Genomic DNA, 24,869 nt, shown 5'->3' on the forward strand with positions numbered 1-24,869 from the left:
GCTAAAAGCCTCCCATTTTTGCGATTTCTTATGATGCCAAGATAACGGATTATAAAATAAACCGGCTCAAATCTTCATCGGCAACCAGTTCGTCCAAGTGCTCTTTGACGTAATCCGCATTGATTTCAACGAATTGACCTTGACGTTCACTGGCATCGAAAGAGATATCTTCCATCATGCGCTCAAGCACGGTGTGCAGACGACGGGCACCAATGTTCTCAGTGGTTTCATTCACTTGCCATGCAGCTTCGGCAATTTTACGGATACCGTCAGTCGTGAATTCGATATTCATGCCTTCCGTTGCCATCAGGGCTTTGTACTGTTCAGTCAGTGAAGCATTAGGCTCGGTCAGGATACGTTCAAAATCTTCCGTGGTCAGGGCCTGCAATTCAACGCGGATTGGCAAGCGGCCTTGAAGTTCTGGGATCAGATCGGAAGGGCTGGCAACCTGGAAGGCGCCGGAAGCGATAAATAGGATATGATCCGTTTTGACCATGCCGTGTTTGGTGGAAACGGTACAGCCTTCAACCAGCGGCAGCAGATCGCGCTGAACCCCTTCACGGGAAACATCCGGGCCAGAAGTTTGGCCGCGTTTACAAATTTTATCGATCTCATCAATGAAAACGATGCCATGTTGTTCAACGGCATCAATCGCCTGTTGTTTCAGTTCTTCAGGATTGACCAGTTTTGCGGCTTCTTCTTCGATCAGCAGCTTGAATGCGTCTTTGATTTTCATCTTGCGACTTTTTTGACGCTGGCCTGCCAGGTTTTGGAACATGGATTGCAACTGATTCGTCATATCTTCCATGCCCGGCGGTGCCATGATTTCAACACCAACCGGCGCGGCTGAAACTTCGATTTCAATTTCTTTATCGTCTAACTGGCCTTCACGTAATTTCTTGCGGAATGCCTGACGGGTTGAAGATGGCTCAGACTGGGATTCTGCCTGTCCCCAGTTATTTTTTGCCGGTGGCAGCAGGACATCCAGAATACGCTCTTCGGCCAATTCTTCTGCGCGATAACGATTTTTCTCAATGGATTGCAGACGCACCATTTTGACGGCGGCATCAGTGAGATCACGGATAATGGAATCGACTTCTTTACCGACATAGCCCACTTCGGTGAATTTCGTCGCTTCAACCTTGATAAAAGGCGCGTTGGCCAGTTTTGCCAGACGGCGGGCAATCTCGGTTTTACCGACACCGGTTGGACCGATCATCAGAATATTTTTAGGCGTGACTTCATGGCGCAGTGATTCATCTAACTGCATGCGACGCCAGCGGTTACGCAGGGCAATAGCAACCGCACGTTTTGCTTTGTCCTGACCAATAATGTGATTGTTGAGTTCGCTGACAATTTCGCGAGGAGTCATTTCAGACATACTATCTATCCTTACGCTTTCGAAGGCAGTTCTTCAAAGTTGTGATTATGGTTGGTGTAGATGCAGATATCGCCGGCGATAGTCAGAGCGCGCTCTGCGATTTCTCTGGCGCTGAGTTCGGTGGTTTCCAGCATGGCGCGGGCAGCCGCCTGTGCGTATGACCCGCCGGAACCAATGGCGATCAGGTCATTCTCTGGCTGAATCACATCACCGTTACCGGTAATGATCAGAGAAGCATTTTCATCGGCGACAGCAAGCAGGGCTTCCAGCTTGCGCAGCATGCGATCCGTTCGCCAGTCTTTGGCGAGTTCAACGGCAGCTTTGGTCAGGTGCCCTTGATGCATTTCGAGTTTTCGTTCAAATAGCTCGAACAGCGTGAACGCATCAGCAGTACCGCCGGCAAAACCCGCGATGACTTTGTCATTGTAAAGGCGACGGACTTTGCGGACATTGCCTTTCATAACGGTATGGCCCATTGTTGCTTGTCCATCACCACCGATGACGACTTTGCCATTACGGCGAACACTTACGATTGTAGTCACGAGTTAGCCCCTGGTTACAAAATAGAAGAGGGTACACACGGTGCATTCATTGTTATCCCACAATTGCCTGCGCACTGCTGATAAAAGCACCATGTGTCAGTTATTAGGAATTAAGATGGGGGAGCTTTCCGCTTTTTCAACCCCCGGCAGGGCGGAGAATACAACCGGGGACACCCGCGGTGGCAACGCGTTCGCGCATCTTTTCAGCACTGGCTTTGTTTTTATAAGGACCAAGCACAACACGGTTCCAACTGTCTTTCGTGGTAATCTGGCTCTCAATGCCGGCGAATGCAAGGCTGGCACGGACAGATTCTGCCTGTTCCATGGTTCGGAAAGAGCCGCATTGTAGTATCAATTTTGTCTCATTGGCTTCAGGTTTTGGCTTTTGTTCTGGCAAAGACGGTTCGGTTGGCCGTTGGGTATATTGTTGCTGTGCATAATCAGATTGATCTGGAGGATGGATCAATACCCGCGAACGTGGAACGGATTCACTGTTATAAGGCACCTCTTTCAATGAAATAGGCGGCTGGCGCATATCTGCCTGCATTTGTTCGAGTAGCTGTTTCTGTTCTGGCGTTAATTGGGGCGCTTGATTGAACGGTTTATTCAATGGTGCATCCGGTTCCTGTAGGGAAGATTGATTAACCGGGCGATTTTCCAATTCTTTGATGTAACTCCAACGCTCTTCTGGTTTTGGTGGCAGGCCATGCCCCTTGGTTTGATGGTGGGACTGTGGGGCATTTTGTACACGTTCTTCCTGCTTATTGTGCACGATGAAATAAAGCCCACCAATAAACGTGACCACCAAGGCCACGGCAACGGCTAATGTAGTTTTGGGTAATCCTTGAACCTGATTTTTTTTCTTACCCGTATTTTTCCGACGGGGATTGTTACGCCCGCGACTCACATAATCTCGTTGTGCCACTGTTTAATTCACTGAGTTATTAAAAGATGAAGGAATGAATAACTAATGTTACTTAACCTATTGTTATTTGCCTAGCTTTTAGGCGAACAAGTACTTGCACGAATGATCAATTCTGCCTCCAATAATCTTGAACCTTTAGAAACTGAGCGGCCTTGAAGCTGTTCCAGCAACAACAGAATGGAATGATGCCCAATTTCATAACGGGGCTGTTTCACTGTGGTTAGGGCTGGTTCGCAATATTGCGCGAGGTTTAAATTATCGAAACCGACAACAGAGAGATCTTCTGGTAATTTTAATCCCATTTTTTTAGCTTGCCACATTGCGCCCATCGCCATGACATCACTATGGCAGAAAATAGCGCTTGGCGGCTTTGGCAGAGTCAGCAGGTTTTCCGCCAATGTTGCTCCGCTTTCATGGGTGAAATCACCGCGGATAATATACTCTTCACGAATCTCTTCCCCTGTGCGCCGCAATGCCTGAATGTAACCTTGCAAGCGATAGTGGCACAGTGGCATGGTTTCCGGTCCGGTAATGCAGGCAATGCGTTTGTGTCCCAGCTTTTGCAAGTGATGGGTCGCATTGAAGGCGGCGGTCAGGTTGTCTATATGGACGGTAGGCAGTTCCAGTTCTGGTGCAAATTCATTCGCCATCACCATTGGCGGCAGGTTTTTTTGCTCTTCTTTGGAAACATTAAAAGGCATGTTGGAACCCAATAACACCATACCATCAATGCGTTTAGTGATCAGAAGATTGATAAAAGCGTGTTCTTGTTGCTGCTGATGTCGGCAATCCCCGATCAGAACTAAGTAACCGTGTTTAGCCGCGGTTTCTTCGATGCCGTGAATGACGTCAGCAAAGAAAGGGTCACTGATATTGGGGACGATAACTAAGATAGTTCTGGAATCATTGCGCCGTAAATTTTTGATCAGCTTGTGGGGATAGTAACCGACTTCCAATACCGCATTCTCAACCTTCTGGCGCGTGCGGGCAGAAACCTTATCAGGATTCATTAGGGTTCTTGATACCGTTGCAGTAGAAACGCCTGCCGCTTTGGCAACATCTTTCATGGTTGCCAATGCGCAATTCTTTTTTTCCATAGTTCACTCCTCGCTTTCTACAGGCAGCGAAACGATTGCTATCCGGATTGCTAAAAAAACGCCAGTCATTCCTGAGGAGTGCTGGCGGGTTGTTTTCTACAGCAATATTAATGAGTTCATTTTAAACTGATTAATCGATCAATCCGTTACTTTGTTTACATAAAAAGTGTGATATGAATCATTTCTTAGAGATGCTTCGCAAATTAAAGAAATAATGGTCTCTGTTTTGCTTACTCAACCTTCAGTCGGATCAACATCAATATTCCATTTCACTTTACGCGCCTGTGGCAGGGCCGTGATTTGGGGATAGATTCCCGCCATCATTTTCTGTAGGAAAATGCGCGAAGGGTGCTGAACCATCAATTGCCAACGATAACGGCCGCCCCGTTTGGCCTGTAATGCAGGGACTGGCCCCATGATCCATAGATGGTCATCATAATGTGGATGATGTTCAAACAGTTGGCGCATCTGTTGCAAAAATGCGGGAGCGTGCTGATTGTCATGATCTTCTGTGCGAAGCAGGATATGGCTCACAAAAGGGGGAAGGTGAACTTGTTGGCGCTCCTCCATCGCTTGTCGGGCAAAGGCATCGTAGCCTTTTTCCAATAATATTTGTAACAGAGGATGCTCAGGATGGTGGGTTTGGAGCACAACTTCCCCCCGCTTTCCCGCTCGTCCTGCCCGACCGGAGACCTGGGTATAGAGTTGGGCAAAGCGTTCGGCTGCCCGAAAATCCGCAGAAAACAGGGCACCATCGACATCCAGTAAAGCGACTAGCGTCACATCAGGGAAATGGTGGCCTTTCGCCAGCATTTGCGTGCCAATCAAAATGCGGGCACCGCCTTGATGCACTTCCGCCAGTTGCTGTTCCAGTGCTCCTTTGCGGCTGGTGGTATCACGGTCGATACGGGTGACCGGAATAGCAGGAAACAGCTTGGAAATTCCTTCTTCAAGCTGTTCAGTGCCCAAACCGACAGGCATTAAGTGAGTGGAACCGCATTGCGGGCATTGGCGCGGAATTGGGCGCTGGCTGTCACAGTGGTGGCAACGCAGGTGGCGATGATTCTGGTGCAGGGTGTAATAGTGATCACAGCGTTGGCACTCTGCGATCCAGCCGCATTCGTGGCAGAGCAGGGCGGGAGAATAACCACGCCGGTTTAGAAACAGGATGACCTGATTGTCAGCCTTGAGGTGTTCACTGATGCGATTGATGAGCGGTTGTGATAATCCCACCGTCAATGGCAAGCCTTTCAGATCCAGTAAATGCTGGGTTGCGGGTTGAGCGTGGCCGGCCCGTTGGGTTAAGGTGAGTTGGCGATATTTGCCTTGTTGCACATTATAGAGCGTTTCCAGGGCGGGGGTGGCGGAACCCATAATGATCGGGATGCCCTCTTTTTTCGCCCGAAACACCGCGAGATCACGGGCATGATAGCGCCAGCCTTCTTGCTGCTTGTAAGAGCTGTCATGCTCTTCATCGATAATGATGACGCCCAGATGAGCAAAGGGTGTAAACAGGGCGGATCGTGTCCCGATGACGATGGCATTTTCCCCTCTTTTCGCTTTCAGCCAAACGGCCAACCGTTCACTGTCATTCAGGGCTGAGTGCAGGACATCAACGGGCGCGTTGAAACGTTCCCGGAACCGCCGGATAGTCTGTGGAGTCAAGCCAATTTCAGGGACTAAAATCAGCGCCTGTTTACCTTGGGCCAGAATATTCTCCAGCACACTAAGGTACACCTCCGTTTTACCGGAGCCAGTGATACCTGCCAATAGCCACGGAGAAAAGGTCTGATCTTCTGCCCGGATAGCGCCTACCGCAGTCGCTTGCTCGGTATTGAGGGTTAACCGCTCGCCGAGGGTTGTAAAATGCGCATGCCAGTTTTCCGCTTCGGGTTGGATGGGATACAGGGCAATCAGTGATTTCTTTTTCAGCGCTTGCAGTGCGCTTTCACTTAAGCCTAATTCCGCGACTTGGTAACGATAAATAGGCTGTTGGTGCAAAGCGGCCAACGCTTTCTGCTGTTTGGCGGAACGCTTGAGTTGGGTCAGAGGGAATTCACGGCCTGCCTCAGTGACCTGCCATTGCCAGAGTGGAGAAAACTCTGCCGGTTTTCCCTGCCGTAACAAGATGGGCAGGGCATGGAACAGAACTTCCCCCAGTGGATAGTGATAATAGCTGACCGCCCACTGGAGCAATTGCCAGAGATCGTGGGGGAAAAGAGACTGAGCATCAAGAATGGCGGCAATAAACTTGAGTTGTTCAGGAGGAAGTTCGCTGTGGTCTGCGATCCCTGTGACGATACCAATCGCATTACGCTGGCCAAAAGGCACGCGCACGCGCACACCAATGGCGGGCAAAGGTAATCCTGTCGGCAATAGATAATCAAACGTGCGGGTGAGAGGGACAGGCAATGCCACCTGAACAACGGTCATAAGGCGATTTCCGGATAATTAATCAATAGATAATAAAGGCATCTTGAAGTATGACGAGTCTGTAAAAAAACATCTAGCGATAAGGATATCATAGCAAATCGGCAGATTTCATTGCGCAATAAACAGATATTCTGTATGATCCGCCGCCTTTGGTATAGAAATTACCGATACTTATTTTTATCAACACGACGTGTGGTGTCTGGCGGTAACAAGGCTGGATAGCGACACGGCCTGAACAGAGGTTTCCCATGAAAGAAGGTATCCATCCTAAGTACGAAGAAATTACTGCATCTTGCTCTTGCGGTAATGTTATCAAAATCAACTCCACTGCTGGCCACAACCTGAATCTGGACGTTTGTGGTGAATGCCACCCGTTCTACACTGGTAAGCAGCGTGATGTTGCGACCGGTGGTCGTGTTGATCGCTTTAACAAACGTTTCAGCGTTCCAGGCACTAAGAAGTAATGACTTTTTCCGGCCAGTAATCAATACAGGCCGGATAGTTAAGACAAAGATAGTTGAAACAAAAACGCCCGATGTTTTGCATCGGGCGTTTTTGTTATCAATCAATCAATATTCCCATGTATCAGGATCGATACCCAGCTCACGCATCATGATTTTCGCTGCCTCTGGGATTTCGTCATGGCGTTCTTTGCGTAAATCGTCATCATTAGGCAAAGGCTGTCCAGTGAACGCATGGAGAAAAGCCTCACACAACAATTCACTGTTTGTTGCATGACGCAGATTGTTCACCTGACGGCGGGTGCGTTCATCAGTCAGAATTTTCAATACCTTCAGCGGGATTGAAACTGTAATCTTTTTGACCTGTTCACTTTTTTTGCCATGTTCAGCATAAGGGCTGACATACTCACCATTCCACTCAGCCATGAGATACCTTAAGTAATTTTTGAATCAATTAATTGAGACCAGCATTGAGATCAGAAGTTGGCGGGAATTTCTGACCTATTTTCATGTCGATAATGCGCTAGTCTAGCATAATTCACCTATCGACTATATCGCCTCACCCGCACTAAATTATAAAATATAACCAGAAGACCTATACTCGTCATACTTCAAGCGGTATTTATTATCTCTCCACAGCGCGGGGGAATAATAAGCTACTTTCGTCTTATGAGCCGCAACTTGAAGTTCATAGGGTATATGAACTTCATAGGGTATATAAAGTGTAATGACGTTCATTGAATTGTGGTATTAAACCGCAAAACATTTTGGATGTCTAGATGTATTGACGTCTATCTCTCCAGTCGCTATTCTTGCGTGACGCCAATAATAACGATGACGGGGAAAGGCTATGGGATGTAAGCAAGCGACGATTGCGGTTCACAGTGGTTCAAATATTGACGAACAATATGGTTGTGTGGTTCCACCTATCTATCTTTCCAGTACCTATAACTTTACCGGTTTTAATGAACCGAGGGCGCATGATTACTCCCGCCGTGGCAACCCCAGCCGGGATATTGTCCAACAGGTTTTGGCCGAGCTGGAAGGCGGCGCGGGCGCTGTCATGACCAGTAGTGGTATGTCAGCGATTCACCTGCTCTGTACGGTCTTCCTGCAACCGGGGGATGTCTTGGTGGCACCTCATGATTGTTACGGTGGCAGTTACCGTCTTTTTGACAGCCTGAGCAAGCGAGGCGCATACAAGGTGATTTTTGTTGATCAGTCAGATGAACAGGCGTTGAAACAGGCATTAGCCCAAAAGCCCAAATTGGTGCTGATTGAAACACCGAGTAATCCTTTGTTGCGGATCGTGGATATTCAACACATTTGTGCATTGGCTCATGAAGCTGGGGCATTGGCCGTCGTCGATAACACCTTCTTAAGCCCGGTATTGCAAAAACCCTTGGCGTTGGGGGCGGATTTAGTGGTTCATTCGTGTACGAAATATTTGAATGGGCACTCTGATCTGATTGCCGGCGCTATTATCGCCAAAGAGTCGTCCATTGCGGAAGATTTGGCGTGGTGGGCGAATAATATTGGCGTCACGGCAGCGGCCTTTGACAGCTATTTGTTACTGCGTGGCATTCGGACATTATCGGCCCGCGTGCTGCTCCAACAAAATAATGCAATGGCCATTGCGGATTACCTGCAACAGCAGCCCCAAGTGAAAAAACTCTTCTACCCGGCGTTGAAGGATCATCCGGGGCATGACATTGCGGTTAAACAGCAGCAAGGTTTTGGGGCGATGCTCAGTTTCGAACTGGATGGCGATGAACAGACTCTGCGTCGTTTTTTATCTGCGTTAAAATTGTTTACTTTGGCTGAATCCCTGGGTGGTGTGGAGTCGTTGATTTCTCATACTGCAACCATGACACACGCGGGAATGTCAGCCGAAGCACGGGCTCAGGCAGGGATTACGGATTTACTTCTTCGTGTCTCTGTAGGAATTGAGGATAGTCAGGATTTAATTGCTGATCTGGAGCATGCGTTTCAGGCAGCGGCAACGAGGTAATCATGAGTACACTGGCAACAGCGGGGGCGGAATCTGGCCGCCAGTTACATAAATTTGGCGGCAGCAGCCTGGCGGATGTGAAGTGCTATCAGCGGGTGGCTGATATTATGGCGAACTACAGCCAGCCGGGTGATTTGATGGTGGTATCGGCAGCAGGGAGTACCACCAACCAGTTGATCGACTGGCTTAAATTGAGCCAGAGTGACCGGATCTCCGCCCATCAAATCCAGCAATCTTTGCGGCGTTACCAGCAAGAATTAATCCGTGGTTTGTTGCCCGAAGCCGTTGCAGAAGAGCTGAGTGCCATGTTTATCGCTGATCTGGAAAGATTGAGTGCCTTGTTGGATAAACCCGTCACCGATATCACCTATGCAGAAGTGGTCGGTCATGGGGAAATTTGGTCTGCGCGCTTAATGGCTGCGGTACTTGAAAATCAGGGGATACCCAGCGCATGGCTGGATGCGCGTCAATTCCTGCGGGCAGAGCGCGTTGCACAGCCGCAAGTTGATATCAGTTTATCCCAGCCGCTGTTTAGCCAATTATTGATCCAAAATCCCAATAAGCGTTTAGTGGTGACCGGTTTTATTTCCAGAAACCAGAAAGGTGAAACGGTATTGCTGGGGCGCAATGGCAGCGACTATTCTGCGACCCAAGTCGGGGCGTTGGCGGGTGCCAAAAAAGTCACGATTTGGAGTGATGTGGCGGGGGTTTACAGTGCCGATCCGCGTAAAGTCAAAGATGCCTGCCTGTTGCCGTTGTTGCGTTTGGATGAAGCCAGTGAATTGGCGCGTCTGGCGGCACCGGTGCTGCATACCCGGACATTGCAGCCGGTTTCCATCAGCGATATTGATCTGCAATTGCGTTGCAGTTATCAGCCTGAACAGGGTTCCACCCGGATTGAACGGGTGCTGGCCACAGGAACCGGTGCCAAAATCGTCACCAGCCATGATGATGTTTGCCTGATTGAACTGCATGTTTCTTCTGCCCACGATTTCAGGCAAATCTACAAAGACATTGACGCGTTGTTAAAGCGCGCTCAAGTCCGGCCACTGGCAACCGGATTACATGCAGACTGCAACCTGATCCAACTTTGTTACACCTCAGAGGTTGTCAATAGCGCCCTTGATGTTTTGCAGGATGCCGCCTTACCCGGCAAACTCTCTTTGCGTGAAGGCTTGGCGCTGGTGGCGTTGGTCGGGGCGGGGGTATGCAAAAATCCGCTGCACAGCCATCGTTTTTACCAACAATTAAAAGATCAGCCCGTTGAATTTATCTGGCATGCGGAAGATGGCATCAGCCTTGTGGCTGTACTGCGTTCCAATCAGACATCGCATTTGATTCAGGGGTTACACCAGAGTCTGTTCCGGGCAGAAAAACGCATCGGTTTGGTGCTGTTTGGCAAAGGCAATATCGGTTCTCGTTGGTTAGAACTGTTTGCTCGCGAACAGAAGAATATTTCTGCCCGCAGCGATTTTGAATTTATTCTGGCAGGTGTCGTCGATAGTCGTCGGAGTTTGCTGAATTATCAAGGCATTGATGCCAGTCGGGCACTGGCTTTCTTTGATGATGAAGCGATTGAACACGAAGAAGATGCCCTGTTTTTATGGATGCGGGCACATCCTTATGATGATTTAGTTGTACTGGATGTGACGGCAAGTAAAGAATTAGCCAAAGAGTATATCTATTTCGCCAGTTATGGATTCCACGTGATCAGTGCGAACAAAGTTGCCGGTTCTTCCGATAGCAACACATACCGTCTGATCCGTGATGCCTTTGCAAAAACGGGGCGTCATTGGTTATACAATGCCACGGTGGGGGCTGGGTTGCCGATTAACTACTCCGTCAGGGACCTGCGGGAAAGCGGTGATACGATTTTATCCATCAGCGGCGTTTTCTCCGGCACATTATCTTGGCTGTTCTTGCAATTTGATGGTTCGGTGCCTTTCAGTGAGTTAGTTGAACAGGCATGGCAACAGGGGTTGACGGAACCCGATCCACGTATCGATCTTTCTGGTCAGGATGTGATGCGTAAGCTGGTGATCCTGGCTCGCGAAGCCGGTTATGAGATAGAGCCTGATCACGTGCGGGTTGAGTCGCTGGTGCCGGAAGAAGCACGAGGCGGCTCTCTCGAAGAGTTCTTTGAAAACAGTGCCGCCATTAATGAGCAGATGCTGCAACGTCTGGAAGCGGCACGGGAAATGGGCATGGTACTCCGCTATGTCGCACGTTTTGATGCCAGTGGTAAGGCGAAAGTGGGCGTGGAAGCGGTGCGCAGTGATCATCCATTGGCCTCACTGCTGCCGGCCGATAATGTCTTTGCGATAGAAAGCCGCTGGTATCGCGATAATCCGCTGGTGATCCGCGGCCCCGGTGCGGGACGGGATGTCACGGCGGGCGCAATCCAATCCGATTTAAACCGCCTGTCGCAACTTTTGTAGTCTGCTGTTAGATTATCATCTGGACAAGATGCCCATTGCGCCAATCCGCTGGCGAAATGGGTGATATACAGTAACACAAGGCCAGGAACCCTATGAATCAACAATATTCCGCAATGCGAAGTAATGTCAGTATGCTCGGTAAGTTGCTGGGCGACACCATTAAGGAGGCTTCAGGAGAAGATATTCTTGATAAAGTTGAAACCATCAGGAAATTATCTAAATCATCCCGCGCGGGTAACGGAATCCATCGTCAGCAGCTTTTATCGACGCTGGAAAATTTATCCAATGATGAATTATTGCCGGTCGCGCGCGCGTTTAACCAGTTTTTGAATCTGACTAACGTTGCCGAACAGTACCACAGCATTTCACCACATGGTGAAGCAGCCAGTAATCCGGTGGCGTTGGCGGCATTATTCAAGCGACTTAAAGACAAACAATTCAGCAATGATGATTTGATCAACGCGGTCAATGCGCTGGCAATTGAACTGGTTCTGACCGCTCATCCGACAGAAATTGCCCGCCGCACGCTGATCCATAAATTGGTTGAAGTCAATGGCTGTCTGGCACAGCTTGATCATGATGATCTGGCGGATTATGAGCGCACTAACATCATACGCCGGTTACGTCAGTTGATTGCCCAATCATGGCATACCGATGAGATCCGCAAGATTCGCCCATCCCCCATTGATGAAGCAAAATGGGGTTTTGCCGTCGTCGAAAACAGTTTGTGGGAAGGTGTACCGGCATTCCTGCGTGAATTCAATGAACAACTGGAAGAATCTATTGGTTATAGTTTGCCAGTAGAATCGGTGCCAGTACGTTTCACTTCGTGGATGGGGGGAGATCGTGATGGCAATCCCAATGTGACCGCCGAAATTACCCGCCACGTCTTACTGTTGAGTCGTTGGAAAGCCGCCGATCTGTTCCTGAAAGATATCCAGGTTTTGGTTTCTGAACTCTCCATGTCGGAGTGTACGCCTGAGCTTCGCCAAATGGCGGGAGGGGAGCAAGTTCTGGAGCCTTACCGTGAAATAGCCAAACGACTGCGAACGCAGTTAGGTAACACGCTGGTTTATCTGGAAAAATGCCTTAAAGGTGAGCAAGCGCTGCCACCTGCGGATCTGCTCTTGTATAACGAACAGCTATGGCAACCGCTCTATGCCTGTTATCAATCCCTGAAAAATTGCGGTATGGAAATTATCGCAAACGGGCAATTGCTGGATACCTTGCGTCGCATCCGTTGTTTTGGTTTGTCTTTGGTGAGAATTGATATCCGGCAGGAAAGCACCCGCCATATCGATGCGATTGCCGAACTGACGCAATATCTGGCAATGGGGGATTATGCCAGTTGGTCGGAAACCGAAAAACAGACGTTCCTGTTGCGAGAATTACAGTCAAAACGCCCGCTGATCCCGCGTGACTGGCAGCCAAGTGCAGAGACTCAAGAGGTTTTCGATACCTGTAAAGTGATTGCGGAATCGCCACAAGATTCGATTGCCGCTTATGTGATTTCCATGGCGAAAGTGCCTTCTGATGTGCTGGCGGTGAAATTGTTGCTGAAAGAAGCGGGATGCCCATTGTCACTGCCTGTCGTACCACTGTTTGAAACCCTTGATGACCTGAACAATGCAGAAAGCGTGATCCGGCAACTATTGGGGATTGAGTGGTATCGCTATCTGATTAAGGACAAACAGATGGTGATGATTGGTTACTCTGATTCTGCCAAAGATGCTGGGGTGATGGCGGCATCGTGGGCACAATATCGGGCGCAGGATGCGTTAATCAAAGTGTGTGAAAAAGAGGGGGTAACACTGACGCTGTTCCACGGGCGCGGGGGGACAATTGGCCGTGGCGGTGCCCCTGCTCATGCGGCTTTGCTCTCCCAGCCGCCGGGCAGTCTGAAAGGCGGCTTGCGCGTAACGGAACAAGGGGAAATGATCCGCTTTAAGTTTGGTTTGCCACAGGTGACGATCAGCAGTTTAGCCTTGTATGCCAGTGCGATTCTGGAGACCAACTTATTGCCACCACCGGAGCCGAAACCAGAATGGCAGCAGATTATGGATACGCTCTCGGCGGTTTCCTGCGACATGTACCGTGATTATGTGCGTGAGCAACCGGAATTTGTGCCCTATTTTCGGGCAGCAACACCGGAACAAGAGTTAGCAAAATTGCCATTGGGTTCGCGGCCAGCGAAACGGCGCCCGACGGGCGCCGTTGAAAGTTTGCGCGCGATCCCGTGGATATTTGCCTGGACGCAAAACCGCCTGATGTTGCCGGCATGGCTGGGCGCTGGCGCGGCGCTGCAACAGGTGATTGACGCCGGTAAATTACCAGTATTAACCGATATGTGCCGCGACTGGCCATTCTTCAATACCCGTATTGCCATGCTGGAGATGGTGTTTGCCAAGGCCGATTTGTGGTTAGCTGAATATTATGACCAGCGTTTAGTGGAGCCGAAACTCTGGCCGTTGGGAATAAAATTGCGTGACCAACTGGCACAGGATATCAAAACCGTACTGACCATTGCGCAGGATGAGCAATTGATGGCAGATTTGCCGTGGATCGCCGAATCCATCGCCTTGCGTAACGTCTATACCGATCCGTTGAACGTACTCCAAGCCGAACTATTACAGCGTTCCCGTCAACAGGAAAACCCTGATCCCCATCTTGAGCAGGCGCTGATGGTAACGATTGCTGGTGTTGCGGCAGGGATGCGTAATACGGGGTAGTACGTTTTCTGAATCATAAAAGCTGAATGGGAAACCGTTCGGCTTTTTGCTTATCATGCTCCTGCATTACAGGGTTAAATTTTCCAGCAAATAATCAATAAACACACGGCTCTTACGTTGAAGCTGGGCGTTATTGGGAAATATCGCGGTGATATCCTGCTGCGGTAATTGGTATTCGGGAAATAATGGCACTAACTTGCCGGATTTTAGATCAGCATCGATTATCCAGTCTGGCAAAACCGCAACACCGAGACCGGATATGACCAAAGCGCGTATGGCAGAAGGCGAATTAGAGATATATTTGGCTTTGCCACGAATGCTTAGAGTGGGAGAGGTCGGGTGTTTGAGTTCCCACTGTGTTGGGTGTTGTAAATTGCTATTGGCAATCCAGTTAACTTTATTGAGATCGCTGGGTTTAGCAATGGGATTCTGTTTAAGCCAAACCGGAGCCGCGACGAGCTGAATACCATAGCTGCCTAAACGTCGGCTTCTCAGGGAAGAATCGTTTAGCGTACCCAGCCGAATTGCCAGATCAATCCGTTCGGTAATTAAATCATTCAACGCCGAGTCTGCAAAATAGCTTATCTCAAGCTGAGGATGAAGCGAGCAAAATTGGCTGATGAGAGGAAGCAGAAATTTTTCACCAAACTCGGCCGTGGAAGTAAGACGTAATTTGCCCGTTAATGAATGATGCCGTTCAGCCACATGATCAAAGGCATTCTGGATATTATCAAATATCGCCTTAAAGTCTTGATAAAATGCGTTCCCCGCTTCCGTCAGTGCAATTCCCCGCGTATTGCGTATCAATAATGGCACATTTAACGCCTCTTCAAGCGCTTTCACATGAATACTGGCTACGGCTTTGCTGATAAAGAGGCGTTCTGCGGCACGCGTAAAAGAGCCACACTCTACGACCGCGAGGAAAGTTTGTATTCGGTTAAGGTGAGGATGCATTTTGATTGTTAAATTAAATGAAATTCAGTGTTTAAAATAGATGAATAGACGCGGTGAGTCAACAGCACTTAAACTCCTGCAATGGAGGAAAAACAATGACTTATCGCTATCGTATAGCCTTGATATTTTTACTTGGTTTTTTTATAGACTGCGTCAATATTTTTATGTCGGCCATTGCGCTGCCGGATATTGCCAACCAAATGTCGGTGTCTGAATCCCACGTTGCTTGGGTTGCAAACAGTTATATTTTGGGCTTAACCCTGATTATACCTATCAGTAGTTGGTTGGCTGAACGCTTTGGTACACGGCAGATTATGTCAGTCTCCATGCTCCTTTTTTCTCTTGCAGCACTATTTTCTGGTCTGGCCGAAAATTTTTATAGCCTGATTGGGTGGCGTTTTGTTCAGGGATTGGGAGGCGGTTTAATCATCCCCGTGGGGCAAGCATTAACCTTTAGCTTGTTTAAGCAACATGAACGGGCAAAAATCTCGACCTTAGTGATGTCAGTTGCGCTGATTGCCCCCGCAATTTCTCCCAGTTTGGGGGGAGCAATTGTAGATCACTATAGTTGGCGCTGGGTATTTCTTAGCAATATCCCTTTCAGTTTACTCGCATCAATACTTTCGCTCATTTGGCTGGGCAATAATGAAAAAATCGTTGCCCGTAAACCGGATCTCAAGGGATTGTTATTGGTGAGTCTGGCTTTGGTCTGTCTCTTGGTTGGTTTGTCTACCTATGCTGATTCCACATCTCAGTGGCTGCCATTCATTGCATTATTCTGTGGCGGCTTATTCACGGTATTTTACATACGGCATTATCGCCATGTACAAGATGCGATTTTAGATTTGGCGATAATGAAAAATACACGTATGTGTTTTTCTGTGTGGATATATCACGCAATACCGGGTGTATTTACCGGCGTTAACCTGCTGAATATTTTTTATCTTCAACAGCAATTGGGATGGTCGGCGGAAAAAACCGGTTCTCTGATGATCTTATATGCGGTTGGTGCATTTGGCGCGATATTGGTTTGTGGGAGAGTGTATAACCGCTTGGGCGCTTATCGTTTATTTCTGTGTGGCTTGATACTTCATGCTGTTGGGATTGCGCTCTTGAGCACGATTAATCATACCCATGATCTATTGGGGCTGGTTGTCGCTTATTTACTGATGGGCATCGGTGGTGGTATTGGTGCTAATACCGCACAGACAACGGCGCTGATCGACTTTGCGGGCGAACAATTATCTCGTGCCAGCGTTATTTGGAACCTTAATCGTCAAATGTCATTCAGTATAGGCGCGGCACTGTTCACGATGATTTTTAATGTATTGCAGCAGAAATTTATTTCTACTCATGCGTATCACCTTACTTTTGTTCTTGCTGCGATATTGGGTCTATTGCCATTAATCGGATTAAATCAACTGAAAAAACGTGTGGAGAAGGTATGCAAACGGAACGAGAATTAGTCGCTCAACAAAGTGTTATTGAACTACATCAATGGATTGAAAATGTTTTTACCAATCACTTACAACAAGAGCTTGAAACACTGAATAAGTTGTTGAATAGCTTTGCTTCTGATTTCGCCATGATAACGACGTCAGGGCAATATATGACCTTAGACCAAGTAAAAACGATGTTTAGTCTTAACATTGGTTCCCGACCTGGACTAAAAATTGAGATTGATGAATGTGAAGTGATTACATCAAATGAACAGTGTGTTGTTTTACGCTATCGTGAAAAACATACCAGAGATGGAAGTACGCATAGTCGTTGGTCAGTTGTGAGCATTTCATATATTGATGGGCACCCTCGTTGGCGTTATTTGCATGAGACGGCTATTGCTGAATGAGGTTGCTGTGGAAATGTGCAAGATTGGCGATTTTTAGTTTTTTGAGTGCCAAAAGCCGAGTAGGAAATCATTCGGCTTTTGTTTAAGAGGTGTATTTTCAAACGTTCTGTCAAATTGGTCTTAATCAGTCAATTCTGATAGGTCAGTCAATTTATCTGCTCTGATAACCAAATATCGTTGAGGAGTTGAACTTGAATCAGCTTTAACAACCTTTAATTCGACAGGTTCGTCAAACCATTCATCCCAAGCCTCTACAATATCAGCCCAAACTGCTTTGGTAATGCGGTCTTTTTCAAACCAACATAACAGTTCCCAACGTTCGAATGTTACGAATCCATGATACCACAATTGATTAAGTTTATTTTCCAAATCAGAGTTAAATCTTTTTAATACAGCCACTTAATCCCTCTTATTCTTTCGTGATAGTGGAATTCATTATGACTATTAAAAAAATTAAATCAATATAATTTTTTTAAAAAATTTTTAATTCAAATTATATTGATAAAAATATTGTTTTGTTGACTACGCTATTGGCGTCTTGTTTTGCCATCATTTAGCCCGGCTTCTTGGTTTCAATGGCTAAATTATGCAGGACGAACCCCCAATGTATGGCAGATGGCATAACTCAATTCCGCTCGGTTCAGGGTATAAAAATGAAAATCTTTTACACCTTCACGACTGAGAATTTTTACCATGTCCATGGCAATTGAGGCGCCGACCAGGTTGCGGCTTTCCGGATCATCATCTAGCCCTTCAAACATTCTGGTCATCCAGCTTGGAATACGAACATTGGTCATGGTGGCAAATCGTTGTAACTGACGGAAGTTCGAGACTGGCAAAATGCCCGGCACAATTTCTACGTCAATCCCCGTTGCGACACAACGATCGCGAAAACGCAGATAACTCTCTACATCAAAAAAGAATTGGGTAATAGCGCGATTGGCACCGGCATCAATTTTACGCTTTAAATTAATCAGGTCTGCCTGTGCGCTTTTCGCTTCTGGGTGCACCTCTGGATAAGCGGCAACGGAGATATCAAAATCCGCTTCTTTTTTTAAAAGCCCAACCAAATCAGATCCATACATTTCTGGCTTACCTCCGTTAGTCGGTAAATCACCACGCAATGCCACGATATGACGAATGCCATTTTGCCAATAATCATGGGCAATGTTGCGCAGTTCTTCACGGCTGGCATCAATGCAAGTCAAGTGTGGAGCCGCATCAAGACCCGTTTTTTCTTTAATGCCTTTAATGATGCTATGAGTGCGATTGCGTTCGCCAGAGTTGGCACCATAGGTGACGGATACAAATTTAGGTTTCAGCTTGCTCAAGCGATCAATGGATTTCCACAGAGTTTGTTCCATCTCAGTCGTACTGGGTGGAAAGAATTCAAAGGAAACGCGAATTTGCCCTTCAAGTTCAGCTAGATTCTGATTCAGCGCTTCTCGCTGATTAGCGTGAAAAAAACTCATACCCTGTGCCCTCATGAACAAACGGAATTTTTTATCCGCTTACCTTTAGATGTTTAAATGCTTGAATGTCTATACGTTTAGATGTCCAAATAGAATGTGCGAAGCCGCGTTTTTAGTCAATCGAGAAATGGCTTATTCCCAATGAGGAATATTCAAAGTGATCAGGAAAGAAATTCATGTTGGGGGAGATAGGTAGCGAAAAACCCCAATGTCTCCATCGGGGTTATGTGTAGTGAAAATTAAGCTGCACTCAAACAAAAGTGCTGCACAAGCTGTGAAAGCAGTTTTCTTGTTGGTTCAATAAACGCCATATCCAAAAATTCATCGGGCTGATGCGCCTGTTCAATCGATCCCGGGCCTAAGACCAATGTAGGGCACAATTCCTGAATAAAAGGGGCTTCTGTACAGTAATTGACGGTATCGGCTTTTATTCCCAAAAGTTTTTCAATCACGCCGACCAGTTTGTGATCTGTCGGGCATTCATAGCCCGGAATGGGGGGATGAAGTTCTGTCACGCTCAGGCGACCCGGCCAGCGCTGTTTTACTGGCTCGAGTGCGTCATTTAGCAATTCATCCAAATCCTGCAAGGTCAATCCAGGCAGCGGGCGGATATCCATATGCAGTTCACAGCAGGCACAAATGCGATTTGCAGCATCACCACCGTGAATATGACCGAAATTCATGGTCGGATAAGGGATGACAAACGCGAGATTGTGGTAGCGTTCTTGTAAGGTGTGGCGTAGTGCTATCAGTTGGGTAATGGATTCGTGCATGAGATCAATGGCATTGACACCGCGAGCCGGATCGCTGGAATGCCCTGATTTTCCTTCAATGCGGATCGCATGGGCGATATGCCCTTTATGGGCGCGAATTGGCTGTAATGATGTGGGTTCGCCAATGATCGCAAAATCAGGCCGAATGTTGGTATTGGCAGCAAAGTAACGGGCGCCTGCCATTGAGGTCTCTTCGTCAGCGGTAGCCAGAATATAAAGGGGATGAGACAGCTTGCTGATATCAATATCCCGCAAAGCATCAATGATAAAAGCAAAGAAGCCTTTCATGTCAGCCGTGCCAAGCCCATATAACTTGCCATCGCGTTCGGTCAGGGTGAAGGGATCTTGGGTCCAGCGCCCTGCATCAAAAGGAACGGTATCGGTGTGGCCGCATAGCAGTAACCCCCCCGAACCACGGCCTAATGTTGCCAGCAGATTGAATTTACCTCGTGTTTCAGGGACGGGTTGAATTTCAATGGCGAATCCGATCTCTTTTAGCCATTCCGCCAGCAGATTGATAACAACTTCATTGCTTTGATCCAGTTCAGCATCGGTAGCGCTGATAGAAGGAGCTGCAATGAGCTGATGATATAATTTAATAAAAGACGGTAATTTCATATTCACTGTTGACAGCCCTTACTCATAATAGTATCAATATTCATGCAAATTAATTGCATACAAATGCAATTCAGTGGTGGAATTAATACGATTGGGTTAATACTATAAGGTGAATAAATCCCATGTTGAATACGCTGATAGTAGGTGCCAGTGGTTATACCGGAGCTGAGTTAGCAGCATATCTACAACGTCATCCCTATGTCCATCTTTCCGGCTTGTGGGTTTCTTCTCAAAGTTTAGATGCGGGGAAATGTTTTTCAGCACTTTATCCTCAATATAAGGGAATACTTGATTTGCCCTTACAGCCGTTGACCGATGTGATTGAGACGGCAAAGGGGATTGATGTGGTCTTCCTCGCGACTGCCCATGAAGTCAGCCATGATATTGCCCCGGAATTTCTGGCAGCAGGATGTATTGTGTTTGATTTATCCGGTGCCTATCGCGTACAAAATACACAGTTCTATAAAAAATACTACGGGTTCGAACATAAAAATGCTGCGTGGTTGGCGCAAGCAGTATATGGGTTGGCCGAGTGGCAAGCAGAGAAAATTAAGCAAGCACAATTGGTTGCCGTGCCCGGCTGTTACCCGACAGTTTCCCAACTCGCCTTGAAGCCGTTGCTTGAACAAAATTTATTAGATACAGAACAGTGGCCAGTTATCAATGCGGTGAGTGGTGTCAGTGGCGCGGGCCGGAAGGCCTCGATCACAAATAGCTTTTGTGAAGTGAGCCTGCAAGCATACGGGGTTTTTAACCATCGCCATCAACCTGAAATTGCCACCCATTTAGGGACAGAAGTGATTTTCACCCCGCATTTGGGCAATTTCTCCCACGGTATTCTTGCCACAATCACCTGTAAATTGAAATCGGGTGTGACAGAAGCACAAGTGAGAGAGGCTTATCAGCAGGCCTATCATGATAAGCCACTGGTGCGTTTATATGACAACGGGTTTCCCGCGTTGAAAGCGGTGGTGGGTTTGCCATTCTGCGATATTGGTTTTGCTGTTCAGGGGCAGCACCTGATTATCGTGGGGGCGGAGGATAATTTGTTGAAAGGTGCAGCGGCACAAGCAGTACAGTGTATGAACATTCGTTTGGGGTATGAGGAAACGCTGGCATTGCTTTAATTTCTAATGACTGAATGCCGAAAAATTAAGATTCCTACCGATATTAATACCGACAGAGGATAAATCCGATGGAGCCGTTAGTAATCAAGTTGGGTGGTGTGTTATTAGACAGTGAAGAAGCGCTGGAACGGTTATTTACCACACTACAGTTATACCGAAAAACCCATCGACGCCCGCTGGTGATTGTACATGGCGGTGGTTGTCTGGTTGATGAACTGATGCAGCAATTGCAGATGCCCATTTTGAAGAAACAAGGCCTGCGGATCACGCCAGAGGATCAAATCGACATTATTACAGGGACATTAGCCGGAACCGCCAACAAAAAATTGCTGGCATGGGCAACAAAGTCTCGTCTGCCTGCCATCGGGTTATGTCTGGGGGATGGTGGAACCGTGAAGGTTTCTCAACTTGATGCCGACTTCGGTCACACGGGAAAGGCGCAAGCGGGAAAACCTGATCTGCTGAAAATTTTGCTGGATTTGGGCTATATGCCGATTATCAGCTCCATTGGTATCACTGAACAGGGTGAACTGATGAATGTGAATGCGGATCAAGCGGCAACGGCCATTGCACAAGTGCTGAATGCGGATTTGATCTTGCTGTCCGATGTCAGCGGTATTTTGGATGGGAAAGGGCAAAAAATCCCGGAAGCTACGGCAGAGAAGATCGAGCAGCTTATCGACCAAGGCATTATCACTGACGGCATGATAGTGAAGGTGAATGCCGCGTTGGAGGCGGCAAAAATACTCGGACAACCCGTGGATATCGCGAGCTGGCGCCATGCAGATCAGTTGATTGCGTTATTTAATGGCATCCCTATTGGCACACGAATTTCAGCTTAATAAACAAAATTAAAAAGGTTATCCCTATGACTCAAAGCATTAAGAAAATTGTTCTGGCGTATTCCGGTGGTTTGGATACTTCCGCCATTATTCCGTGGTTGAAAGAGCATTATGGCAATTGCGAAGTGATTGCGTTTGTCGCGGATGTCGGCCAAAGCCGCGAAGATCTGGAGGGTGTGGAGCAGAAGGCATTACGTTCCGGTGCCTCTGAATGCCACGTCGTTGATTTGCGAGAAGCGTTTATCAAAGAATATGTTTATCCCGTGCTGAAAACCGGCGCTCTCTATGAGGGCAGTTATCTGCTCGGTACATCAATGGCTCGCCCAATTATTGCCAAGGCACAGGTTGAACTGGCACTGAAAGTCGGTGCGGATGCCGTCGCTCACGGCGCAACCGGCAAAGGTAATGATCAGGTTCGGTTTGAAAGCACTTATACCGCATTGGCACCGCATCTGAAAGTGGTTGCCCCGTGGCGGGAATGGGATCTGCGTTCCCGTGAAGCGTTGCTGGACTATTTGAAAGTGCGTGATATCCCGACAACCGCAACGCTGGAAAAAATCTATAGCCGTGACGAAAATGCGTGGCATATTTCAACCGAAGGTGGGGTTTTGGAAAGCACGTGGAATGAGGCCAATCCAGATTGTTGGGTGTGGACCGCAGAGCCAGAGGCAGCGCCCGATGAGCCAGAATATGTCACCGTGACCGTTGAAAGAGGTGAAGTGGTGGGCGTGAATGGTCAGGCGCTGTCACCGTATCAATGCCTTGACCAGTTAAATGGCTTGGGTGCCAAACATGGCATTGGCCGAATCGATATCGTGGAAAACCGTCTGGTCGGCATGAAATCCCGTGGTTGTTATGAAACGCCGGGGGGAACCATCATGATGGAAGCATTGCGTGGCATTGAACAACTGGTTTTGGATCGCGATAGCTTCAAATGGCGTCAACAATTGGGACTGGAAATGTCTTATGTTGTTTATGATGGCCGTTGGTTTACCCCCTTGCGGCAGTCAATTCAAGCGGCAGCAGAAGTGTTGGCCGCCAGTGTCAGCGGTGAAGTTGTCCTGAAACTGTATAAAGGGCAGGTCACGGCAGTGCAGAAAAAATCAGCCAATAGCCTCTATTCTGAAGAGTTCGCCACGTTTGGCGAAGATGAGGTTTACGATCATCGCCATGCCGAAGGGTTTATTCGCCTCTATTCGCTTTCTTCACGCATTCGTGCACTGAACGGCAAAAAGTCATTTTCGGGCAATTAACGCTTGGCAATCAATTAAACAAAGAACAGGAACGAGATTATGGCACTTTGGGGCGGGCGTTTCAGTCAGGAAGCCGATCAGCGGTTCAAGCAATTTAATGATTCACTGCATTTTGATTATCGTTTGGCACAACAGGATATTGTTGGTTCGGTTGCCTGGTCAAAGGCATTGGTGACAGTAGGAGTATTAACTTCCGAAGAGCAGCAAAAGCTGGAATCAGCGTTAAATGAGCTACTGGATGAAGTGCGAGCTAACCCCAAGGCCATTTTGCAAAGCGATGCGGAAGATATTCACAGTTGGGTAGAAGGGCAACTTATCACCAAAGTGGGCGATTTGGGTAAGAAACTCCATACGGGGCGCAGCCGTAATGATCAGGTTGCCACTGACCTGAAATTATGGTGCAAAGACCAGATCGTCCATATTCTGCAAGCCTTAGCTGAGTTGCAACAAGCATTGGTATTCACGGCTGAAAATAATCAGGATGCTGTTATGCCCGGTTATACCCATTTGCAGCGGGCGCAACCGGTCACGTTTGCCCATTGGTGTTTGGCGTATGTGGAAATGCTCAGTCGTGATGAAACCCGGTTGCAGGATGCCTTAAGGCGGCTGGATGTCAGCCCGTTGGGATGCGGGGCGCTGGCAGGAACGGCTTATGCTATTGATCGTGAGCAACTGGCTGGCTGGCTCGGTTTTGCCTCGGCGACAAGCAATAGTCTGGACAGTGTTTCTGATCGTGATCATGTCCTGGAACTGCTGTCCGATGCGAGCATTAGCATGATCCATCTTTCGCGTTTTGCTGAGGATCTGATTTTCTTTAATAGCGGAGAAGCCGGATTTGTTGAGTTGTCAGATCGGGTTACGTCCGGCTCTTCCCTGATGCCGCAGAAGAAAAACCCGGATGCGCTGGAACTTATCCGTGGCAAGTGTGGCCGGGTTCAGGGAGCATTAACGGGGATGATGATGACGCTGAAAGGGCTTCCTCTCGCCTACAATAAAGATATGCAGGAAGATAAGGAAGGTTTGTTTGATGCACTGGATACCTGGCTGGATTGTTTGCACATGGCGATATTGGTGCTGGATGGCATTCAAGTCAAACATGCCCGTTGTAAGGAGGCGGCAAAACAGGGCTATGCCAATGCAACCGAGTTGGCTGATTATCTGGTGGCAAAAGGCGTTCCATTCCGTGAGGCACATCACATTGTGGGGGAAGTTGTCGTTGCGGCGATTGGCAGGGGTAAGGCACTGGAAGAGCTTTCTCTGCTTGAATTGCAAAAATTTAGCCAGGTTATTTCGGTGGACGTCTATGACGTTTTATCTCTGCAATCTTGTTTGGACAAGCGTCTGGCAAAAGGGGGCGTAGCGCAACAACAGGTGAAGCAAGCGATTGCAGAAGCAAAGCAGTTAATGAGAAAAGATCGTTAATATAAAACTCTCCTGTATAAAAGGGAGAGTTGTATTTTATATTTGTTATCTTTCACTCCTCGCTGAGCGGGGAGTGAATGGCTTTTCTGCATAATGTAATATCCAGTCCGATGGGACATTTTTATTCATTGTCTAAATATTGTTTTTTTCCAAGCGGGATTCCAATTAGTGTTTGTACTACTAAGGCCACTAAAACCATCCACAGTACATAATCCCATTGAGCTGTTTTCTCGAAAATATAGGATGACAAAAGGGGAGATATAAATGCAATGAGGTAACCAATGGATTGCATCATTGCATTGGTTTTTGTCACATTAAATGGGTTCTTAAATCTTAATAGCGGGGTGATAAAAGCAACGCCTGTGCAAATTCCTGAGCCAATTCCCATGATAATTAAAAATAGTGGTAGATGATCTTTCCAGTAGATCATGTTAGCAACGCCAAATAAAACAATAAGGGGGCTAAAGAAAAAGTAGATCCATTGTTTCTTAGTTTTATAGATAATATAGGATGTCAGTATCGAGAACGGGATAGCAGAGTAA

At 47.6% G+C, this 24,869-nt stretch carries 21 protein-coding genes; 10 read left to right on the forward strand and 11 right to left on the reverse strand.

Features of this window, described 5'->3' with window-relative positions; translation table 11 throughout:
• Positions 1–49: 49 nt before the first annotated feature.
• From hslU to priA, 5 genes are all read right to left on the reverse strand, one after another.
• A complete protein-coding gene (hslU, locus tag PSI15_RS09430; RefSeq protein ID WP_273583315.1) occupies positions 50–1,381 on the reverse strand; it encodes an HslU--HslV peptidase ATPase subunit in 1,332 nt (443 codons plus the stop codon).
• A gap of 11 nt (positions 1,382–1,392) precedes the next feature.
• Positions 1,393–1,923 (reverse strand): ATP-dependent protease subunit HslV, encoded by a 531-nt coding sequence (hslV, locus tag PSI15_RS09435; RefSeq protein WP_045967964.1) that lies wholly within the window; start codon positions 1,921–1,923, stop codon positions 1,393–1,395.
• A gap of 136 nt (positions 1,924–2,059) precedes the next feature.
• Positions 2,060–2,848 (reverse strand): cell division protein FtsN, encoded by a 789-nt coding sequence (gene ftsN, locus PSI15_RS09440; protein WP_273583316.1) that lies wholly within the window; start codon positions 2,846–2,848, stop codon positions 2,060–2,062.
• 71 nt (positions 2,849–2,919) lie between these two features.
• A complete protein-coding gene (cytR, locus tag PSI15_RS09445; RefSeq protein WP_273583317.1) occupies positions 2,920–3,945 on the reverse strand; it encodes a DNA-binding transcriptional regulator CytR in 1,026 nt (341 codons plus the stop codon).
• Positions 3,946–4,179: 234 nt separating this feature from the next.
• Positions 4,180–6,378, reverse strand: a complete 2,199-nt coding sequence (priA, locus tag PSI15_RS09450; protein ID WP_273583318.1) for a primosomal protein N' — start codon at positions 6,376–6,378, stop codon at positions 4,180–4,182.
• 248 nt (positions 6,379–6,626) lie between these two features.
• Between priA and rpmE the strand changes: the two genes are divergently transcribed.
• Complete coding sequence (gene rpmE, locus PSI15_RS09455; protein WP_045967973.1) at positions 6,627–6,842, forward strand: 50S ribosomal protein L31; 216 nt, start codon at positions 6,627–6,629, stop codon at positions 6,840–6,842.
• A gap of 105 nt (positions 6,843–6,947) precedes the next feature.
• Here the strand turns inward: rpmE and metJ are convergent, their stop codons facing one another.
• Complete coding sequence (metJ, locus tag PSI15_RS09460) at positions 6,948–7,265, reverse strand: met regulon transcriptional regulator MetJ (protein WP_045967975.1); 318 nt, start codon at positions 7,263–7,265, stop codon at positions 6,948–6,950.
• A 424-nt stretch (positions 7,266–7,689) separates the two neighbouring features.
• Here metJ and metB point away from each other — a divergent pair, with 424 nt between their 5' ends.
• The 3 genes from metB (at position 7,690) to ppc (ending at position 14,017) form a co-directional block, all read left to right on the forward strand.
• Positions 7,690–8,850, forward strand: a complete 1,161-nt coding sequence (gene metB / locus PSI15_RS09465; protein WP_273583319.1) for a cystathionine gamma-synthase — start codon at positions 7,690–7,692, stop codon at positions 8,848–8,850.
• Between the two features lie 2 nt (positions 8,851–8,852).
• Positions 8,853–11,288: a bifunctional aspartate kinase/homoserine dehydrogenase II gene (locus PSI15_RS09470; protein ID WP_273583320.1), complete on the forward strand. Its 2,436-nt coding sequence runs from the start codon at positions 8,853–8,855 to the stop codon at positions 11,286–11,288.
• 92 nt (positions 11,289–11,380) lie between these two features.
• Positions 11,381–14,017 (forward strand): phosphoenolpyruvate carboxylase, encoded by a 2,637-nt coding sequence (gene ppc / locus PSI15_RS09475; protein ID WP_273583321.1) that lies wholly within the window; start codon positions 11,381–11,383, stop codon positions 14,015–14,017.
• 66 nt (positions 14,018–14,083) lie between these two features.
• Here the strand turns inward: ppc and PSI15_RS09480 are convergent, their stop codons facing one another.
• Positions 14,084–14,971, reverse strand: coding sequence for a LysR family transcriptional regulator (locus tag PSI15_RS09480; RefSeq protein ID WP_273583322.1), 888 nt, complete (start codon positions 14,969–14,971; stop codon positions 14,084–14,086).
• 95 nt (positions 14,972–15,066) lie between these two features.
• Between PSI15_RS09480 and PSI15_RS09485 the strand changes: the two genes are divergently transcribed.
• Complete coding sequence (locus tag PSI15_RS09485) at positions 15,067–16,437, forward strand: MFS transporter (RefSeq protein ID WP_273583323.1); 1,371 nt, start codon at positions 15,067–15,069, stop codon at positions 16,435–16,437.
• Positions 16,416–16,820, forward strand: a complete 405-nt coding sequence (locus PSI15_RS09490) for a hypothetical protein (protein WP_273583324.1) — start codon at positions 16,416–16,418, stop codon at positions 16,818–16,820. Before PSI15_RS09485 ends, PSI15_RS09490 begins: the two co-directional genes overlap by 22 nt.
• Positions 16,821–16,940: 120 nt before the next feature.
• Here PSI15_RS09490 and PSI15_RS09495 read toward each other — a convergent pair whose 3' ends face one another.
• From PSI15_RS09495 to argE, 3 genes are all read right to left on the reverse strand, one after another.
• Entirely contained in the window at positions 16,941–17,219 is a 279-nt protein-coding gene (locus PSI15_RS09495) for a hypothetical protein (RefSeq protein WP_273583325.1), read from the reverse strand.
• A 185-nt stretch (positions 17,220–17,404) separates the two neighbouring features.
• Positions 17,405–18,292 carry a methylenetetrahydrofolate reductase gene (gene metF / locus PSI15_RS09500; protein ID WP_273583326.1) on the reverse strand — a complete coding sequence of 296 codons (888 nt, stop codon included), beginning with the start codon at positions 18,290–18,292 and terminating at the stop codon, positions 17,405–17,407.
• A 239-nt stretch (positions 18,293–18,531) separates the two neighbouring features.
• Positions 18,532–19,689 carry an acetylornithine deacetylase gene (gene argE, locus PSI15_RS09505; RefSeq protein WP_273583327.1) on the reverse strand — a complete coding sequence of 386 codons (1,158 nt, stop codon included), beginning with the start codon at positions 19,687–19,689 and terminating at the stop codon, positions 18,532–18,534.
• A gap of 116 nt (positions 19,690–19,805) precedes the next feature.
• Here argE and argC point away from each other — a divergent pair, with 116 nt between their 5' ends.
• The 4 genes from argC (at position 19,806) to argH (ending at position 24,327) form a co-directional block, all read left to right on the forward strand.
• Positions 19,806–20,810: an N-acetyl-gamma-glutamyl-phosphate reductase gene (gene argC, locus PSI15_RS09510; RefSeq protein WP_273583328.1), complete on the forward strand. Its 1,005-nt coding sequence runs from the start codon at positions 19,806–19,808 to the stop codon at positions 20,808–20,810.
• A 68-nt stretch (positions 20,811–20,878) separates the two neighbouring features.
• Complete coding sequence (argB, locus tag PSI15_RS09515; RefSeq protein WP_273583329.1) at positions 20,879–21,652, forward strand: acetylglutamate kinase; 774 nt, start codon at positions 20,879–20,881, stop codon at positions 21,650–21,652.
• A gap of 26 nt (positions 21,653–21,678) precedes the next feature.
• Positions 21,679–22,905 (forward strand): argininosuccinate synthase, encoded by a 1,227-nt coding sequence (locus PSI15_RS09520; RefSeq protein WP_273583330.1) that lies wholly within the window; start codon positions 21,679–21,681, stop codon positions 22,903–22,905.
• Between the two features lie 39 nt (positions 22,906–22,944).
• A complete protein-coding gene (gene argH / locus PSI15_RS09525) occupies positions 22,945–24,327 on the forward strand; it encodes an argininosuccinate lyase (RefSeq protein WP_273583331.1) in 1,383 nt (460 codons plus the stop codon).
• A 121-nt stretch (positions 24,328–24,448) separates the two neighbouring features.
• On the opposite strand, the gene PSI15_RS09530 is transcribed toward argH, so the two are convergent.
• A partial coding sequence (locus PSI15_RS09530; RefSeq protein ID WP_273583332.1) for a hypothetical protein occupies positions 24,449–24,869 on the reverse strand: 421 nt, incomplete at its 5' end.

Source organism: Xenorhabdus sp. PR6a (genome assembly GCF_028599065.1).
Taxonomy (GTDB): domain Bacteria; phylum Pseudomonadota; class Gammaproteobacteria; order Enterobacterales; family Enterobacteriaceae; genus Xenorhabdus; species Xenorhabdus doucetiae.

Excerpts from the sequence above, each read along its gene's own strand:
- argC (WP_273583328.1), top strand. The coding sequence starts at position 19,806 with ATGTTGAATACGCTGATAGTAGGTGCCAGTGGTTATACCGGAGCTGAG.
- argH (WP_273583331.1), top strand. The coding sequence starts at position 22,945 with ATGGCACTTTGGGGCGGGCGTTTCAGTCAGGAAGCCGATCAGCGGTTC.
- cytR (WP_273583317.1), bottom strand. The coding sequence starts at position 3,945 with ATGGAAAAAAAGAATTGCGCATTGGCAACCATGAAAGATGTTGCCAAA.
- metB (WP_273583319.1), top strand. The coding sequence starts at position 7,690 with ATGGGATGTAAGCAAGCGACGATTGCGGTTCACAGTGGTTCAAATATT.
- rpmE (WP_045967973.1), top strand. The coding sequence starts at position 6,627 with ATGAAAGAAGGTATCCATCCTAAGTACGAAGAAATTACTGCATCTTGC.
- PSI15_RS09480 (WP_273583322.1), bottom strand. The coding sequence starts at position 14,971 with ATGCATCCTCACCTTAACCGAATACAAACTTTCCTCGCGGTCGTAGAG.
- metJ (WP_045967975.1), bottom strand. The coding sequence starts at position 7,265 with ATGGCTGAGTGGAATGGTGAGTATGTCAGCCCTTATGCTGAACATGGC.
- hslU (WP_273583315.1), bottom strand. The coding sequence starts at position 1,381 with ATGTCTGAAATGACTCCTCGCGAAATTGTCAGCGAACTCAACAATCAC.
- PSI15_RS09470 (WP_273583320.1), top strand. The coding sequence starts at position 8,853 with ATGAGTACACTGGCAACAGCGGGGGCGGAATCTGGCCGCCAGTTACAT.
- PSI15_RS09520 (WP_273583330.1), top strand. The coding sequence starts at position 21,679 with ATGACTCAAAGCATTAAGAAAATTGTTCTGGCGTATTCCGGTGGTTTG.
- metF (WP_273583326.1), bottom strand. The coding sequence starts at position 18,292 with ATGAGTTTTTTTCACGCTAATCAGCGAGAAGCGCTGAATCAGAATCTA.
- PSI15_RS09485 (WP_273583323.1), top strand. The coding sequence starts at position 15,067 with ATGACTTATCGCTATCGTATAGCCTTGATATTTTTACTTGGTTTTTTT.
- ppc (WP_273583321.1), top strand. The coding sequence starts at position 11,381 with ATGAATCAACAATATTCCGCAATGCGAAGTAATGTCAGTATGCTCGGT.
- argB (WP_273583329.1), top strand. The coding sequence starts at position 20,879 with ATGGAGCCGTTAGTAATCAAGTTGGGTGGTGTGTTATTAGACAGTGAA.
- PSI15_RS09490 (WP_273583324.1), top strand. The coding sequence starts at position 16,416 with ATGCAAACGGAACGAGAATTAGTCGCTCAACAAAGTGTTATTGAACTA.
- priA (WP_273583318.1), bottom strand. The coding sequence starts at position 6,378 with ATGACCGTTGTTCAGGTGGCATTGCCTGTCCCTCTCACCCGCACGTTT.